The organism is Anabaena sp. EIM26 (assembly GCF_057568715.1).
On the sequence record NZ_CM172472.1, the window covers coordinates 2,763,663 to 2,779,184 of the forward strand.

At 39.9% G+C, this 15,522-nt stretch carries 13 protein-coding genes and 2 tRNA genes; 3 read left to right on the forward strand and 12 right to left on the reverse strand.

Annotated elements, in window-relative coordinates; genetic code table 11:
• Positions 1 to 409: 409 nt before the first annotated feature.
• Entirely contained in the window at positions 410 to 1,603 is a 1,194-nt protein-coding gene (locus AC012T_RS12035) for a tyrosine-type recombinase/integrase (protein WP_487066011.1), read from the forward strand.
• Between the two features lie 226 nt (positions 1,604 to 1,829).
• On the opposite strand, the gene AC012T_RS12040 is transcribed toward AC012T_RS12035, so the two are convergent.
• Positions 1,830 to 2,033, reverse strand: a complete 204-nt coding sequence (locus tag AC012T_RS12040; RefSeq protein ID WP_487066013.1) for a hypothetical protein — start codon at positions 2,031 to 2,033, stop codon at positions 1,830 to 1,832.
• Between the two features lie 439 nt (positions 2,034 to 2,472).
• Here AC012T_RS12040 and AC012T_RS12045 point away from each other — a divergent pair, with 439 nt between their 5' ends.
• Together AC012T_RS12045 and AC012T_RS12050 are read left to right on the forward strand one after the other, a co-directional pair.
• Entirely contained in the window at positions 2,473 to 2,772 is a 300-nt protein-coding gene (locus tag AC012T_RS12045; protein ID WP_487066015.1) for a hypothetical protein, read from the forward strand.
• Between the two features lie 327 nt (positions 2,773 to 3,099).
• Positions 3,100 to 5,505: a VapE domain-containing protein gene (locus AC012T_RS12050; RefSeq protein WP_487066017.1), complete on the forward strand. Its 2,406-nt coding sequence runs from the start codon at positions 3,100 to 3,102 to the stop codon at positions 5,503 to 5,505.
• Positions 5,506 to 5,708: 203 nt separating this feature from the next.
• Here the strand turns inward: AC012T_RS12050 and AC012T_RS12055 are convergent, their stop codons facing one another.
• From AC012T_RS12055 to ffh, 11 genes are all read right to left on the reverse strand, one after another.
• The gene (locus tag AC012T_RS12055; RefSeq protein WP_487066019.1) at positions 5,709 to 6,056 is read right to left on the reverse strand and encodes a KGK domain-containing protein; all 348 of its coding nucleotides are present in this window, start codon (positions 6,054 to 6,056) and stop codon (positions 5,709 to 5,711) included.
• Positions 6,057 to 6,603: 547 nt separating this feature from the next.
• A tRNA-Thr gene (locus AC012T_RS12060) sits at positions 6,604 to 6,675 on the reverse strand.
• Between the two features lie 93 nt (positions 6,676 to 6,768).
• A tRNA-Tyr gene (locus tag AC012T_RS12065) sits at positions 6,769 to 6,854 on the reverse strand.
• A gap of 112 nt (positions 6,855 to 6,966) precedes the next feature.
• The gene (locus AC012T_RS12070; protein WP_487066021.1) at positions 6,967 to 8,787 is read right to left on the reverse strand and encodes an ABC transporter ATP-binding protein; all 1,821 of its coding nucleotides are present in this window, start codon (positions 8,785 to 8,787) and stop codon (positions 6,967 to 6,969) included.
• Positions 8,788 to 8,875: 88 nt separating this feature from the next.
• Positions 8,876 to 9,676 (reverse strand): DUF6816 family protein, encoded by an 801-nt coding sequence (locus AC012T_RS12075; RefSeq protein WP_487066023.1) that lies wholly within the window; start codon positions 9,674 to 9,676, stop codon positions 8,876 to 8,878.
• A 48-nt stretch (positions 9,677 to 9,724) separates the two neighbouring features.
• Entirely contained in the window at positions 9,725 to 10,702 is a 978-nt protein-coding gene (locus tag AC012T_RS12080; protein WP_487066025.1) for a hypothetical protein, read from the reverse strand.
• 334 nt (positions 10,703 to 11,036) lie between these two features.
• On the reverse strand, positions 11,037 to 11,444 hold the full coding sequence (locus AC012T_RS12085; RefSeq protein ID WP_487066027.1) for a ChuX/HutX family heme-like substrate-binding protein: 408 nt from the start codon (positions 11,442 to 11,444) through the stop codon (positions 11,037 to 11,039).
• Positions 11,445 to 11,483: 39 nt separating this feature from the next.
• Positions 11,484 to 12,437, reverse strand: a complete 954-nt coding sequence (locus AC012T_RS12090) for a PhoH family protein (RefSeq protein WP_487066029.1) — start codon at positions 12,435 to 12,437, stop codon at positions 11,484 to 11,486.
• A 319-nt stretch (positions 12,438 to 12,756) separates the two neighbouring features.
• On the reverse strand, positions 12,757 to 13,143 hold the full coding sequence (locus AC012T_RS12095) for a KH domain-containing protein (protein ID WP_438890133.1): 387 nt from the start codon (positions 13,141 to 13,143) through the stop codon (positions 12,757 to 12,759).
• A 7-nt stretch (positions 13,144 to 13,150) separates the two neighbouring features.
• The gene (gene rpsP, locus AC012T_RS12100; RefSeq protein WP_015214383.1) at positions 13,151 to 13,411 is read right to left on the reverse strand and encodes a 30S ribosomal protein S16; all 261 of its coding nucleotides are present in this window, start codon (positions 13,409 to 13,411) and stop codon (positions 13,151 to 13,153) included.
• A gap of 448 nt (positions 13,412 to 13,859) precedes the next feature.
• A complete protein-coding gene (gene ffh / locus AC012T_RS12105; RefSeq protein ID WP_487066032.1) occupies positions 13,860 to 15,308 on the reverse strand; it encodes a signal recognition particle protein in 1,449 nt (482 codons plus the stop codon).
• Positions 15,309 to 15,522: the final 214 nt, after the last annotated feature.

The following is a 15,522-nucleotide window of genomic DNA, read 5'->3' on the forward strand; positions in this document are numbered from 1 at the left end:
CAGGAAGTTTAAGTTTTTCTTGCTTAGGTCTAGCGACCTACAGCAGCCGTGAAGGAAGCAATATAATAACGAGTTTCAGTTTCAACTTCTATGAAATTTTGCTTGATAATTTGCGGGCTTTTGGACCGCACCACAAGAAATCTTTGTACATTTTTTTATTTGGAAGTCCCTTTAATATTTGATACAATGCTAAAGTACAGCCAATTTATGCAACTAGTTTAAATTATTGATTTTTCGATGCTTTTTAAAAGCCCGTGACGAGGATTGAACTCGTGACCTCACCCTTACCAAAGTGAAACAGTAGTAAAACGATGGGTTGATAGGTGTTTCGTGGGAATAGCTGAGAAATATCTTATAGGTAGAAATTTGGTATAGAAACTCTTTTGTATTTACTTAGGTAGGTACAAAAATGCAATCAAGCAGCAACAAATTAGAAAAAGCATTAGAACGGGCTAATCAAAAGCTAGACATCCTAAAAATAGAGGTTGATAAAACAAGGTTACGTATCAGGTGCAGAAAGCGCGATATCGCATTTTGTAAGTACACCTATGCTTTTACCAATGAGGGCATAAATTCAACTTTAGCGTTATGCAAAGAAATAGAGTCAGACTATTACCGTGGTAATTTTGATAGCACCTTGGTTAAATATGGTTTAGCAAAACAAAGCCAACCTAAGCTTATAGAAATAACACCTATACACTCAGAACCAAATCTAAAGGAAATATGGGAAAGCTATAAAGCACTTAAACTAGACGTACCTCAATCTACTTTTAAAAATAGATGGATACCTGTAAACAGATGGCTATCGGAATGTCCTAGTGAATGCTTACAACTATGCAATGCAGATAAGCTTTTAGCATGGTTACAATCTAAATATTCAGACGGATATATTCATACACCGCTATCAAGCATCAGAACTGCTGTAAACCTAGCAATCAAACTAGGCAACGTAAAAAATGCTAACAACCCCTTCTCTACTCTGCTATCAATCCTAGAAACAGAAACTAGAAGCATTCAGATATACTCCAAGGCTGAGGCAAAGATAATACTAGAAGCTTTCAGAGATGGAAGATTTGATAAAGACAAATCAGCCTATTCAAGTGCGTATTATGCTGGTTATATTGAGTTCAGAATTAGAACAGGATGCAGACCTAGTGAAGCTATAGCTTTAACCTGGAATGATATCAAGCACAATAAAATTATCTTTAGTAAGCGATATACTAGCGGTCAATTGTTATCAGGGACTAAAAATGGTGTAGATGCTAGAATGTTTCCTTGCAATAAACAGATGATAGAATTTATTGATAGCCTACCAAGAATATCCAATGAGGATAATTTGATATTCCCTAGCTATGAAGGTAAGTATATTGATAGTCACAATTTCCATAGTAGGTATTGGCAGTCAATTATAAGTAAATTGTGCAATCAAAAGCTCATATCAAAAGAGTTAACATTTTATGATCTAAGGCATAGTTTTATCACTTGGATGTTACGAGATGGAGTAGATATTAAAACTATTGCTAGTATTGTAGGGAATAGTCCAGAGACGATTATGAAGCATTATTTGGCTAGTAATGACGAGATTGAGTTGCCAGAGATTTAGTTGCTGTCATTGAGGTAGGCTAGGGTATGTTTTCCAAACGTAATACATTTTTCTATTACGATTCCTATTACAATTTGTATAACGATTTTGTATTACAACTTAAATGTCTACCTCCCAATAATTAACCGATAAGCAAAACCCTGATTTTTTTGTAGTCTCAAAGTGTTTCACTTATCGGTTAACTGTTTATTTAGCTAGATGTAATGTGTGTGAATTGACCCACCTTTCAGCCGACTAGGGTAAGGATAGGTTGCTTTCCCTGCGCGTCAATATCGGCTCTCAGATTAATGATTAAGTCTTGTAGCTCGCTCATCTTCTTATCAAACCGCGCCTCGTGAAGGTCTAGCACCTCATGAACCAAGCCTGTATCACCGTCTATATCGTTTAATTCATCACGCAAAACGTGTAGTATACATCGTGTGTTGTCCACATCGTTGATAGCGTCATGAATATCAATCAATCTGGAATTGATGTTTGAAACGTGTATCATTATATTGCTCACTTGGGTAATCAAGTTGGGAAGTCCTGATATATAGATGTCTGAATCACATCTATATATTGGGCATTAAATTATTTTTATACTATCCATACCGGCTTACTTTGACTAGAGTGCATTTGTACCATAGCGATGTTTTTCTGCTATCCATAAAATGCTATCCCAGGAAATAACCGCTATCCATATACTGTATAACATCTTATTTCGTCACAACAATAAGACTGTAGTATTCATGTACTCTTTACCTTTCTCTTGTTTCTGTGATATCAATAAGATAACTCAGTCACAGAGGGTATTCGAGCGATTTGACGATCTCTACTCGATAACCAGGATGTCAGAGCGATCTCTAAAAACATTACTTGGATCTAAGACTATGCCCAGAGGAGTACCCAAAGCCGGAAAGCGTAACCCCGGTGGTGGCAGAAGTAAAAAATATGGTGCTGATACGGTTCAGAAATGGGTTCCCGTTCCCATTGCCAGCAAGCTTGATGACCTGTATCTGTTCCTGGCTGAGTTAGACAGTGAGATTGCCACATGGGAAGCAACCTGTGAGGTAAAGAAGACATCGCCACGGTATGAGCAAGCCAGAAAGCTATCAGCGTCAATCAGAGAACGGTTGGACGGCTTAGGAATCGACTTTAAGGGGATATATGCAAACGCTGAGGATGAATAACCCTAAAAACGCAAATACCACGCCTTCAGTTGAGGCATGGTATCCTATTCTTTAAACTTGACCTTAGTGACTGCAATCACGACGGGTCGATAATTCAACTCTTTAACCGGGAGTAGTCAGAAACAACTAAATAATTGGTGGACTGAAAAATATTCTAATTATGGTCAACTATACCATAATTCCCAAGGCTTTAACAGCCCTGCTTTTTCAGCCAGCTATCTGAGTTGTTATACAGAATTGTACTACAAACTGAGATAAAATTTGCCACCGTTATATACATTTTTCTGATTATTTCCAGTTTCACAGCATACAACTGGAGAAAGACTCATGGCATTACCATCAATATTCAACCGCGAAACAAGCATAGAGAAACTAGAGCAGCTATCCAGACAAAGAGACATCAAAGTTGAATGGTTAAAGCATAACGTTAGGCGAGTAGAAAGCATTCAAGCATGGGAGGTAGGATTCAATGGCAATCAACCTCAATACAGATATGACGACCCACAGCCCGACCCAGATAAGCCAGGTAAAACGAGACGTTATAAATCTGCACCAGGGACAAAAGCTGATGTATATATCCCCATTTGCCCTGATAGCAAGGATTATGCTGCTTTTGTCGGAAAGCGTATAGAGAGAGGTGAAACAAAACTAGAAGACGTAGAGGTATTAATCACTGAAGGATACTTTAAAGCAACAAAAGGATGTAGCGAGGGCATATTTACAGTTGGCTCTACTGGTATCTGGAATAGCTTAACCCGTGATGATGATGGCAATAAGAAATTAGTACCTACCTTACAGGAGCTTTACGACTGCGGTATAAGAAAATTCATCATAGGTTATGACGCTGATTGTGCTACCAACCCAGATGTGCATAAAGCATCTATAGAACTAGCACTGTATTTAACTAACCTGGGTTGCACTGTTAAACTAATAACAGGTTTATGGGCTGTAGAACAAGGTAAGGGAATGGATGACTTTATCAGTAAGAATGGGATAGAAGCTTTTAGGGAAGTACTAGAAAAAGCATACACTCTAGATGAATACGTCGATAAGTTTGGGGATACCTCAAAGACTAAAAATAGCAAGAAAGGTAGAACGCCTAACAGAAAAAGCCATGCTGAGATAGTCAACCAGTTGTCTGAATTTTACGGTAATCGTATCAGATTAAATCAGATGACTAATGAGATAGAAAAGGACGGTGCAGAATATTATGTTGATAATTGTTTTATAGATATCAGCAGGGAAGTCGGGCTAGAACTCTCCAAAAACTATGCGATTGCTTACTTGATAGATGTTGCTATGCAGAAAGCATATCACCCCGTTGTTGAATACCTTAATTCTGTTAAGGATAAAGCGGCAAATGTAGATACAGAGACAGCATTGTCTGAACTCCATAAGATGCTTAGTGATATTACCGGAGTGCAAGACAAATTGCAGCTAACCTTTATCGTCAAAACCTTAGTAGCTGCTGTGACTAGAGTATTCAAACCTGGTTGTTTCTTTAAACGGGTATGCGTGTTTTATGGTAAACAAGACGCTGGTAAAAGTAGTTTTTGGAGAGAGTTATCTAGCGATAAATTCTTTAATAGTTCCTACAAAGGTACTACCGATAAACACGATTTAATGTCTTTGCATTCAGCATGGATTAATGAGATAGCTGAATTTGATAAGGTATACAGAAAAACAGATGTAGCGAACCTCAAGGCTATAATTAGCGATTCTTTTGACAAGATAGTACTACCTTATGCTAGATCGTCAACCACACTACATAGACGTTCGGTTTTAGTTGCATCTACTAACAAACAAGATATCCTTCTAGACCCCACAGGACATACTCGTTTTTGGGTTGTAAACATACCAGGGAAAATAGATGTTAAATCCTTACCTGGATACAGGGATTTAATTTGGGCTTGTGCATACAATCTATTTGCATCTGGATACTCTTATGAATTGTCAGAAGATGAACAAATAGCCAGTGCTGCCAACAATGAAAAATATACTGACTATGACCCAATCTCTGAAGACGTGAGAGAAGCTTGTAGAGTTAGCAAAACCAGTGAAGAATTAAAGCGGTTTGTGACTCTTAAGGAAATATTTTGGGGAATAAACCCCACAGAAGACGGTCGTAATCCCAAGCGGAATGAATGGCAGCCTATAGCCAGTGAATTAACACGCATTGGTTATGTGAATGACAAAAGATGGGTATCAGAACTAGGGAAAACAAAATCGGGTTGGTTTCTAGACAAAGTTGATGATTTAACAGTAAGTTCAGTAAGAAACGCCGAAACCCATGTAGAACATAACTTACTGTTGTCTTACCCATACCTTACCGATAATCAGACAACGGTAAGGGAAGTGTCACACCCTAATACAAAAACCTTACCGAACGAGGAGAACAGTAAGGCAACAGTAAAGAGTTCAGTAAGCTATGATGCACAAGGGTTTCAGCTAAACCTTACTGAACTTACTGTTGAAAATCAAAAATCTTGTGAAACAAAATCAGAGCCTTGGCGTGTGCAAATAGGTTTTTGGGCTTGCTATGGCAACGAGCTTGTAAAGATTGTAGGTGGTGATGGTAAGATGTGGCAGGTAGAACACGCGCCAACGTCAGGTAAGACGTTTGGAGGTTTTACTAAAAAGGTTGCAACTGCTCATCTAAAACACCACGATAAAGCCACGGTAAATAACTGGGATGTAGTTTTACCGCTACAGGATTCTAGGCATACCTTTTAGGACATCGAAAACGGCTGAAATGAGATGCCCTTAGCGAGTTCATCTACAAAAAGATTTTTTAATACCTTAACCTGTTAAAAAAAGGTTTTGTAGATGAGCTTGCTAGTGGTCAAAAATTCCAGCCGTTGCCCCTTACGATAAAACCCTCTTGCATCTTGTGATATGAGAGAGTTTGTGTTTTATAGATAATACCCGTGTAATTATTAGTTGCTCAGAAGTTCGGCTCGGAGGTCATCTAATGGTGATTTTTCTTTAGCAGGTGGGAGTAATGCTGTTTCTTGTAGTTCCTCTTCTACTTCGTCTGGTATAAATTCTAGGGATAATTTGACCTTCCCATATAGCCAGCCGATTTTATTAGCTTGTAAAACCTCACACGGAATACCGTTACCAATCCAATCGGTAAGCATTTGTGAAGTCAGTCCATCCCTCCCACATCTGTTTATTAGATTCAGCATTAAATCAATTACTTCAAACGTTTTAACCTGCATAGGATTGGATGCTTTATCCATACTGACAACATCGTGTTTTTTCAAAACAATGCGATTACTCATCTAAGTTAACTCCAATTGGCAACAAAGCAGGGTAAACGTAAGCTTCTCATCCAATACCCATTGGCACTAAACAAAAAACTAACTGTTGACCAAAAATAAATTCTCCCTGGGGTATGTCCTAGGGTAGTTTCCTGAATGTATTACAATTCCCTATTACAAATCCTAATACAAATCCTATTACGAGCAAAAAACAGTCCTATTGCAATTCCTATTACGCTTTGTATAACAGAATTGTATTACGACTCAAACATGACATACCCTACCCCATCTAAATTAGTGTTACGAAAATATTCGTAGCGCTTTTTTATTGTCTGATAAGTAAATTCTCAATGTCCTGTTAAAAATCTAAGATTTTACTTATCAATTGCACCTATAAGTAAAATCTCTAGCTTTACTAGCGATCGCAAAAGGAAAACTTATCAATCCCAATTCATACAAAAGCCTACCTGGTAGAAAAGTGGTAGAATCCTGTTATTCACAAGTACAAAAGAGTTCTCTTTCATCAAGTAAACTTCTAGAACCCACATACAACAACCTTTCTTTTAAAAGCCCGTGACGAGGATTGAACTCGTGACCTCACCCTTACCAAGGGTGTGCTCTACCACTGAGCCACACGGGCAAAAACTAAAACTTAACTTAGATTGCGAGTTACAAGTTACAAAGCTGAGAAGTTTACTCGACACTCAGCTATTGTAACTCACATCTCTAAAAGTGGTGGGCCGAGCTGGATTTGAACCAGCGTAGGCGTAAGCCAACGGATTTACAGTCCGTCTCCTTTAACCACTCGGACATCGACCCGCTGTGTCCCACGATTAACAACAATAGCACCAGTTTTAAAATCTGGCAAGGGTTTGGGGAAAAGATTTTTGTGAAAAACTCAAATAGCTTACTCCAAAAGGGTTTTAGGGAATTAATCAATCAAGTTTCCTGTTTCTTGCAGGGAGTGTAAGCGGTGGTAAATGCCTTCTTGAAGTAATAATTCAGCGTGGCTACCGACTTCGGCAATTTTTCCCTGATCAAGAACTACGATTTTATCGGCTTCCCTGACTGTGCTGAGACGGTGGGCGATAATAATTGTGGTGCGAGTTCCCTGAATTGAGCGCATAGCGAGTTGTATGGAACGCTCAGATTCATAATCTAGGCTAGAGGTAGCTTCGTCAAAAATTAAAACGTCTGGTTCCACCAGCAACGCCCTAGCAATTCCTAAACGCTGTCTTTGCCCCCCCGATAACCTCACCCCTCTTTCCCCCACAACGGTGTAATAACCTTGGGGTAGGTGTTGAACTACTTCATCAAGTCTGGCGATTCTACAGGCTTCCTGCACCTGCTCAAAGGTCGCTTCTGGTCTACCATATTTGAGGTTATCCAAAATTGTACCGTTGAAAATGTCTACTTCCTGGTGGACGATCGCTAATCTGCGTCTATAATTGCCTACATCTAAGTTACGAATATCTTCACCATCAATCAAAATCAGCCCTGTTTGTGGTTCAAAGTAACGCAATAGCAACTTGATTAAAGTAGACTTACCAGAACCTGATTTTCCCACTAACGCCACTGTTTGATATGGCTCAATTAACAAGTTAATTTCTTGCAAAACTTGACGATTGCTATCATATCCAAAACTGATTTGAGAAAATTCCAGCTTACCAGTAAATTTATATGGCGGCTTTTTCTGATTTATGTCTGTCAAAAGTCCATCTGAATCTATTCCTGATGGTGTTTGCAAAAATTCGTGAAACCGCACCATAGCAGAATAGCGACGTGCGAAAGATTCTGCTAAGTTGCTAATAGGTTCTAACTCAGAATAAGCCATACTAGAAAGAGTCAAAGTCATAATAAAATGACCTAGAGAAATTTTACCATTTACTGTAGCTACTAGAGTCAAACCAAGAATCATAAATATGCAAAACTGGATGACAGTTCTTTGCCATGTACCAAGTTTGACATAACCTTTATGGAGTCGATAATCAACTGATATTAGTTCTCGATGCAACCGCTGTTTTTGTCTTTCTAGTTCCTGGGATTCTGTGGCAAAAGCTTTCACTGTTTTGATGTTAGTGATAATTTCAGAAGTGCGGCTTTCGGTATTTTCCATGTATTTATCCAAATTTGATTCGTACCGAACTAGCCTCTTTAATTGTCTTAAAGTAAAGCTAAGGATAACAACAAAGGAAATTACAAATACACCAGCAATTCTCCAATCAATAAAAGCGATAAATACAAATATTCCCACCACACGGAAAAGTTTAGGAATCAGTTGTCCAGCAATTTCAGGATAACCCCAAGTATGGTTAAAAAGTCCTCTAGCTACTCTTCCAGCAATGCGTCCAGGATTATTTTCATCGTAAAATTCCAGTGGAAGGGTGAGAATTTTGCTGATAGCTGTTTTGGTTTTATCTCGACGTGATCTTAAAGCTATATCCCAGTGAAACCAACTAGTTAACCAAGGTTGTGTTGGCGCTCTAACTACAGTGACAATAAATATTAGCCCCAGTAATACAGTTAATGATAAAGTTTGACTAACTGGATAATTTGTGATATTTGAAAAACTATTTATCGCTCCTTGTATTGGTTTATCTAAAGGTTGATTCGACAAAACATTCAAAATTTGTCCAATCGCATAAGGTACGATTAAATCAATAATTTCGTAAAGACTGGATGCAGTAAGGCTGAAAATACTCAGCTTCCAATAGGGAGAAAAATAATTAATAATGTCTCGAAAATTTGCCATAATGCACACCATCCCAAAGCATGAGTTTTAGCTGGGAATATTTATGCTACACTTGTAATACACGCATGTCAATAGTGAAACGATGAAATCATTCTTGAGAAATATTTGGTTGTGCTAATGGGAAAAAGTCGAGATGATAACGATAAAGTGCTACTGGTCGAGAACCTGCGGTAAAATAATCAGGATCTTGGGGAGAAAGGTAAACAGCAGTAACTTGATCTGCTTCAATTACTGGGTTAGATGCCGAAAGTTGATGGTAGGCTGTTGTAGATTCTACAGTATTGAAATAGGGACGAGAACTACCTTTAAATAATTGTTGAAATACTTCTGTGGTGATAAATTTATGATCAGGTGTATTTTCTGTGGCGCGTGCGGTGACAATAGAAACTAATTGACGTTCTCCACGCAAAAAGGTAATTTGACGATTAGGAGATTCTGGATCTATTTTAACTGATAAAATTGTATCATTTCCTAAGTAAGCTCTGGATAAATTCAGGCTGTTAAATACTCTATCAGCTACTAATATTTGTGATTGATTATCTATTTTAGGAATAAGTTTTAAACCTGAGATTTGCGGTTTAATTTTCACAAATCTGACTGAAAAAGTAATAGGTTGATTTAGTTGAAGACGATTTCCTTCAAAACCAGGTGTAATGATATCTGGTGCTAAAGGTGCGGCTAAATCTACTAAGGTACTGGTAACTTGCCAAGTTCCAGCCATCCAATCAGGATATACTAAATCACCTTTGGCTATTTTGACTGATGTTAATTTTTCCCATTGTGGAAAGTTTGCTAAACGGGTTGCTAATTCGCCAGCTTGTGCTTCTCCATTTCCTAGTAGGAGTAAAAGCATTAAAAAAAAGCTGCGAAGCACTCTGATAAAAAACATAAAATTACTGTTTTAGTTTGTGCATAAGACAAATTGTGACACATAGCCTTATTGTACAGCAGGAAAATTGGCAAACTGACGTAAGCGATCGCTCACTTGGTTAGCCCAGATTTTGGCATAACTGGTATTAGTTGCATCTAAGTCTTCACTAATAAACTCGGAAACGGGTAATCTTTTTCCATCAATTGTAACTAAGTTGACTCGATAACGGCAGATATTATTGGCATTCTTGCCTTCTTCCAGAGTTTCTATTTCCACCCCAGCAATATCTTTAAACGTGTATTCTGCAAAGCATTTACCTAACTTATGGGTGGTGATTTTCCCGTTTGATTCAAACTTCCAAACCTCTAATCCCAAATCTAGAACTAGCTTGTAGGGTAAATTAAGTAGCTGACTTAGACCAACTAACAGCTTGTCATCCTGGGGTAAATGGTCATAAGTTTGGGAGTAAAGCAGCAGAGATTTACCTGAATGGGTTGTTAGTTTAATTTTCACTACACCACCAGCAAAACCCTCAATTGTTGTAGGACTACTGGGAAGTTTCAGCATCAGTTCTTGCACTTCTGAAGAGAGGTAAGTAGTCACACGTTGACGGAGAGCAGTCTTTTTGCTGATAGAAATCTGGTTTGTTGTTCTTTCAAGGGTGCAAGTCGTTAGAGTGACCGTAAACCAAGCCGACAACAGCAATATCGATCCTAATCCACCTATCCAGGTAACTCCAATGGAAACTAAAAGGGTATTGCCTGGTATAACTTCAGTGCTAGGCTTGGGCTTTGATGCTGGTTGGGTATACGATTGGCTTTGAATGGGAATTCCCAAAAATTCTTGCTTTTTTTTACACTGGAGTGAACTTATACCTACAGGTTGGCAAAAAATCGTTGCAGGTAAAATTGGTATCCCCAACCAAATTGGCACTAAACCAGGAAGCACCAGAAGCAAGGGAGCTATCCAGCTTCCTTTGATGCGTAAGTCTTCCTGAGTGACAATTTTGCCAGGCAGAGATTCAATAATTTTCCATTCATTCATAAGAACCTGTTTAGTTATGTACTGAGTACTTTACTTCACTTAAGCTACCACAGGTCACTGTCTAAACACCAGTACTAAATTTCTTTAGCAGTAAAAGAAAAAATTGAAACTTACGTTTTTGAACATACGACTATTAGATTTTAGGAAGATTTAGAGAGGAGTCACTGAGAAGCCCACACTCACCTGAAAGGGAGTGTGTGGAGTATGTCACTATTGCTTATAAGTGTTAATTTATTATTTATTACTTATTATTTATTTAAGGGAGGCGGAGCCTCTAATGGGCATTCCCAGTCAGAGACTGGGAACGAGGGAAAAAGGGGATTTAGAGATTAAATTACAAAGTTTCGATGGGTAAAGGTTGCCAAACTTCTCCATATTTCTCCCGTAAAGCTTGCCAATTTTCTACTTGACCTGGTTCATATTCACCGGGTTTACCCCATTGTAGAAATATGCTTAATGCAGGTTCTTGTTTTTCATCTAAAAGCCGAATTGCGTAAGTTGTAAAATTGCCTCTTTTTGCTTCACCTGTTTCAAATTTCACTTGGGTAATTTTATCCATGTTCAAGTGAAATTCAAAGTCATCAGTGTGCATATTTGCATATTTGCCTTTGAGTAATTCAGCATAAAATAGTTTTTCTATTTTACATCTTGCTTCTAAGACAGTGGCGCTGCTGGTGACAATGAGCCTGACATTTCCTAAGTTTTGACAAGCTTCTATAAATTCTCTCAAGGTTGTACTCATAAGCTGGTTTTTTATTTCTAATAACTGATGACTAGTTGACTATTTTTCATGTTGTTCGTAAGCGGCAACAATACGTTGTACTAGAGGATGACGAACTACATCTTTTTGGGTAAATTCACAAAAGGCGATGCCTTCAACGTGTTTCAAAATTTGTAAAGCTATGGTTAATCCTGATTGTTGGTGAATTGGCAAATCGGTTTGGGTGATGTCTCCTGTAATTACCATGCGTGAACCAAAACCCAAGCGAGTTAAAACCATTTTCATCTGGGCAGGTGTGGTATTTTGAGCTTCATCGACAATTACAAAGGCGTTGTTTAATGTACGTCCCCGCATATAGGCAAGTGGTGCTACTTCAATTACACCACGTTCTATTAAGTTGGGGACTTTTTCGGGGTCGATGAATTCATGAATAGCGTCATAAAGGGGACGGAGATAGGGATCTACTTTTTGTTGTAAGTCTCCAGGTAAAAATCCTAGTCTTTCACCGGCTTCTACTGCGGGACGAGTTAAAATTATGCGTTCAAATTGATTAGCGAGGAGTTCTTGAACGGCTATAACAACGGCGAGATAGGTTTTACCTGTTCCCGCAGGGCCAATACCAAAGGTGAGGTCACGCTTGCGGATGGATTCGATGTATTGTCTTTGACGAAAGGTTTTGGCGCGGATTTCTTGACCACGGCGAGTTTTGGAGAGGATGTCTCGCTGTAGGTCTTGGAGTTCGCCTTGCCGATCGCTCTCTAGGGCTTGACGGGCTGTTAAAATATCAGCAGTTGAGATATTATTGCCTTTACTCCATAGACTTTCGAGCGATCGCACTAATTGCGCCGTGAGTTCAACTTGTTTGTCTGTTCCCGTAATCAGCAGTTCCTGTCCGCGTAGAACTAAACTAGCTCCTGTTTGTTGAGATAGGAATTTGAGATTTGCTTCCCCATATCCCCCTAGAGCGATCGCACTGGGAATGTTAGGCAGTTGAATTGTTAAAGCACCTGCCATAGTTTTTTTACAATTAGTTGAGGAACAGTTCTTGACAAATGACGATATTTCTCTGAAGAAAGCAGCAAAATAATTTTTTAAATCTTTATAAGTATTTACAGTATCTTAACTTAAAAATATGCCTATACGAATTACAAACGACGAATTATGAATTATTTTAATTCTGAGAGTAGGCTGGCAACAGATGTCTATACTTTACTAACAACTCCGTTATAGCAACGAGAGATTCCGCAAGTATTTGACAATCTTGTTGCCACCTGTCTACATTTTTCCCAGAATTGATCACTGACTGACTCTGTGTAAATTTCCCAGTGTGAACCTAGCGAAACCGAGGTTTAGCAACAGGCATGGGAACATTTCCACTTCTTTCTCTCGATTTTGGTGGCGGTATTCTTTCTTCCTGCTCTTCATCAAAAGACATACCCTCCCGACTTTGGGAGTTGCTGCCGTAAATATCCAGGTGTACTGATTGCCCCGCCAATTCTGCTGCTGCTGCAATTACCGTGCGAATCGCCTGAATATTGCGTCCACCCCGACCAAAGACTTTTCCTTTGTCTGTGGCTTCAAAGGCGATGCGAATCCAAGCCCTTTTGAGGGTGGGAGAAATTTCACAATCGACGCTTAAAGACTCTGGAGATTCTAAAAACGGTTGGACAAGAAACTGAACCAGTCCCACATAGTCAGGACTGGCTGTTGGTGATTTCATTTCAAGCTTATGATGCGGCTGTTGCACGGACCTGTTCAAAAACATTAGCTTTTACGAGGATGCGACGAACGGTGTCGGTGGGTTGGGCCCCTTGTTGTAGTCGCTTGACAATACCGGGAACGTCTAGTCGTACTTCATCTGTTCTGGGGTTGTAAAAACCTAGTTCTTCTAGGGGACGACCATCACGGCGAGAAAGGTCGTTAATAGCAATAATGCGGTAACTTGCTTCCCGCTTTTTACCGAATCGCTTCAAGCGCAGTTTGATCATGTTGAGAATTTTTTCTCCTGTTTATAGTTATTTGGTGACTGGTTGAGGAAGAAGTGACTAGCCTAGACGGACTCTATTCAAAACTTCTGATGCTGAAATGACAATTTTAGCACTTGCTAGGCATTAATGGGGAAGGTGACAGGGAACAGGTGACAGGTGACAGTTAATAGGAGAAGAAGGTACAAGGAGGAAGGTGACAGGAGGAAGGTGACAGGGAACAGGTGACAGGTGACAGTTAATAGGAGAAGAAGGTAGCAAGGGGGAAGGTGACAGGAGGAAGGTGACAGGGAACAGGTGACAGGTGACAGTTAATAAGAAAGATAAGAAAGAGCAAAAGATATAAGGATGGAAGAAGGTACAAGAACGATAATTAGAGAACTCCACCATCTCTCGCCCATTTCCCTCATTTTCCCTCTGTCACCTGTCACCTCTCACCTGTCACCTATTTTCACAGAGTGCCAAAACCCTTTTTCTTTTTCTCTTTCTTTTTCTTTTTCGCGGGTGCTGCGCCACCAGGATAACCGCGCCAGCCGGCACCGGGATTATTACCTGCTGCTAGGGGGTTGCCGCCGCCGAACATTCCTGGCATACCGGGGAAGTTACCTTGACCCATTTGTTGCATGAGCGATCGCATTTTTTGGAAATCAGCCACCAATTTACTGACATCTGCCTCTCTATAACCAGCACCAGAAGCAATTCGCCGCCGCCGACTAGGAGAACTAGACAACAAATCTGGATCAAGGCGTTCTTGGCGTGTCATAGAATTAATCATCGCCTCACACCGTTTTAGCTGGGTTTCACCCTGCTTCAACTGGTCATCAGAAAGCTTGTTCATACCCGGAATCATCTTCATGATCCCACCCAGGGAACCCATATTTTTCAGCAGCCGCATCTGCTTGAGAAAATCGGTAAAATCGAACTTCGCCGACAAAATTTTCGCTTGCATTTGCTCGGCATCTGCCAAGTCAATTTCTTCTTGGGCTTTTTCTACCAAGGTCAAAACATCACCCATACCCAGAATCCGGGAAGCCATCCGTTCAGGATAAAAAGGTTGTAGCGCCTCTACCTTTTCACCCACACCAACAAACTTAATCGGCGCACCGGAAATTTGCCGTACTGACAGTGCTGCACCACCACGGCTATCACCGTCTAATTTGGTCAGGATTGCCCCAGTAATGCCGATTTGATCGTGAAAGGTACGAGTCAGATTTGCAGCTTCTTGACCCGTCATTGAGTCCACAACTAACAGAGTTTCATCAGGTTCGATAGTTGACTTAATGCGGGCTAATTCCCCCATCATCTCTTGGTCGATTTGTAAGCGTCCAGCCGTATCTACAATAACTGTATTAATGCCTTCTGCTCTAGCGCGTTCCACACCTTGACGGGCAATTTCCACAGGATCAGCGTCGCTGCCCAATTCAAACACAGGTACATCAATTTGCTTACCTAGTGTCAACAGCTGATCAATTGCTGCGGGACGATATACGTCTGTTGCCACTAATAAACAACTACGATTTAATTTCCGTAAATGTAAGGCTAACTTAGCTGTAGCAGTGGTTTTACCAGTACCCTGTAACCCAGCCATGAGTACGACTGTAGTTTTACCTTCAACTTCGGCTAGGGGAACATTTTCTTCCCCCATCACCTGTACCAGTTCATCGTAGACAATTTTGATAAACTGTTGGTCAGGACGCACACCGGAAATTACTTCAGATCCCTGAGCTTTGGTTTCGACCTCGGCAATAAAATCTTTGACTACCTGGAGGTTCACATCTGCCTCCAACAAGGCGCGGCGCACTTCCCGCAAAGCGTCTTGAATGTTAGATTGGGATATTTTATCTTGTCCCCGCAGTTTTTTCCAGGCAGACTCTAAACGGTCAGATAGTGCATCAAACATAATGTATTTACAACGTAGTTAGACAGAGAAAAAATCTGAACCGCTGGTCTTGCGCTTCAGGTTTTCCGGTAAAGTTTTAATGTGCTATATTACCAGCTTAGTAGTTTTTGCTCCAACTGTCGCAATAGATGAGTAATTGCTACGCGGAAGTCAAAAGTAAAAAATGGTGTTGGGACGCTGCATCAATAAATTTATTTTCTCTGCATCCTTTGTT

Coding starts and splice junctions, on each gene's coding strand:
- AC012T_RS12035 (WP_487066011.1), top strand. CDS start 410: ATGCAATCAAGCAGCAACAAATTAGAAAAAGCATTAGAACGGGCTAAT.
- AC012T_RS12045 (WP_487066015.1), top strand. CDS start 2,473: ATGCCCAGAGGAGTACCCAAAGCCGGAAAGCGTAACCCCGGTGGTGGC.
- AC012T_RS12050 (WP_487066017.1), top strand. CDS start 3,100: ATGGCATTACCATCAATATTCAACCGCGAAACAAGCATAGAGAAACTA.
- AC012T_RS12055 (WP_487066019.1), bottom strand. CDS start 6,056: ATGAGTAATCGCATTGTTTTGAAAAAACACGATGTTGTCAGTATGGAT.
- AC012T_RS12070 (WP_487066021.1), bottom strand. CDS start 8,787: ATGGCAAATTTTCGAGACATTATTAATTATTTTTCTCCCTATTGGAAG.
- AC012T_RS12075 (WP_487066023.1), bottom strand. CDS start 9,676: ATGTTTTTTATCAGAGTGCTTCGCAGCTTTTTTTTAATGCTTTTACTC.
- AC012T_RS12080 (WP_487066025.1), bottom strand. CDS start 10,702: ATGAATGAATGGAAAATTATTGAATCTCTGCCTGGCAAAATTGTCACT.
- AC012T_RS12085 (WP_487066027.1), bottom strand. CDS start 11,444: ATGAGTACAACCTTGAGAGAATTTATAGAAGCTTGTCAAAACTTAGGA.
- AC012T_RS12090 (WP_487066029.1), bottom strand. CDS start 12,437: ATGGCAGGTGCTTTAACAATTCAACTGCCTAACATTCCCAGTGCGATC.
- AC012T_RS12095 (WP_438890133.1), bottom strand. CDS start 13,143: ATGAAATCACCAACAGCCAGTCCTGACTATGTGGGACTGGTTCAGTTT.
- rpsP (WP_015214383.1), bottom strand. CDS start 13,411: ATGATCAAACTGCGCTTGAAGCGATTCGGTAAAAAGCGGGAAGCAAGT.
- ffh (WP_487066032.1), bottom strand. CDS start 15,308: ATGTTTGATGCACTATCTGACCGTTTAGAGTCTGCCTGGAAAAAACTG.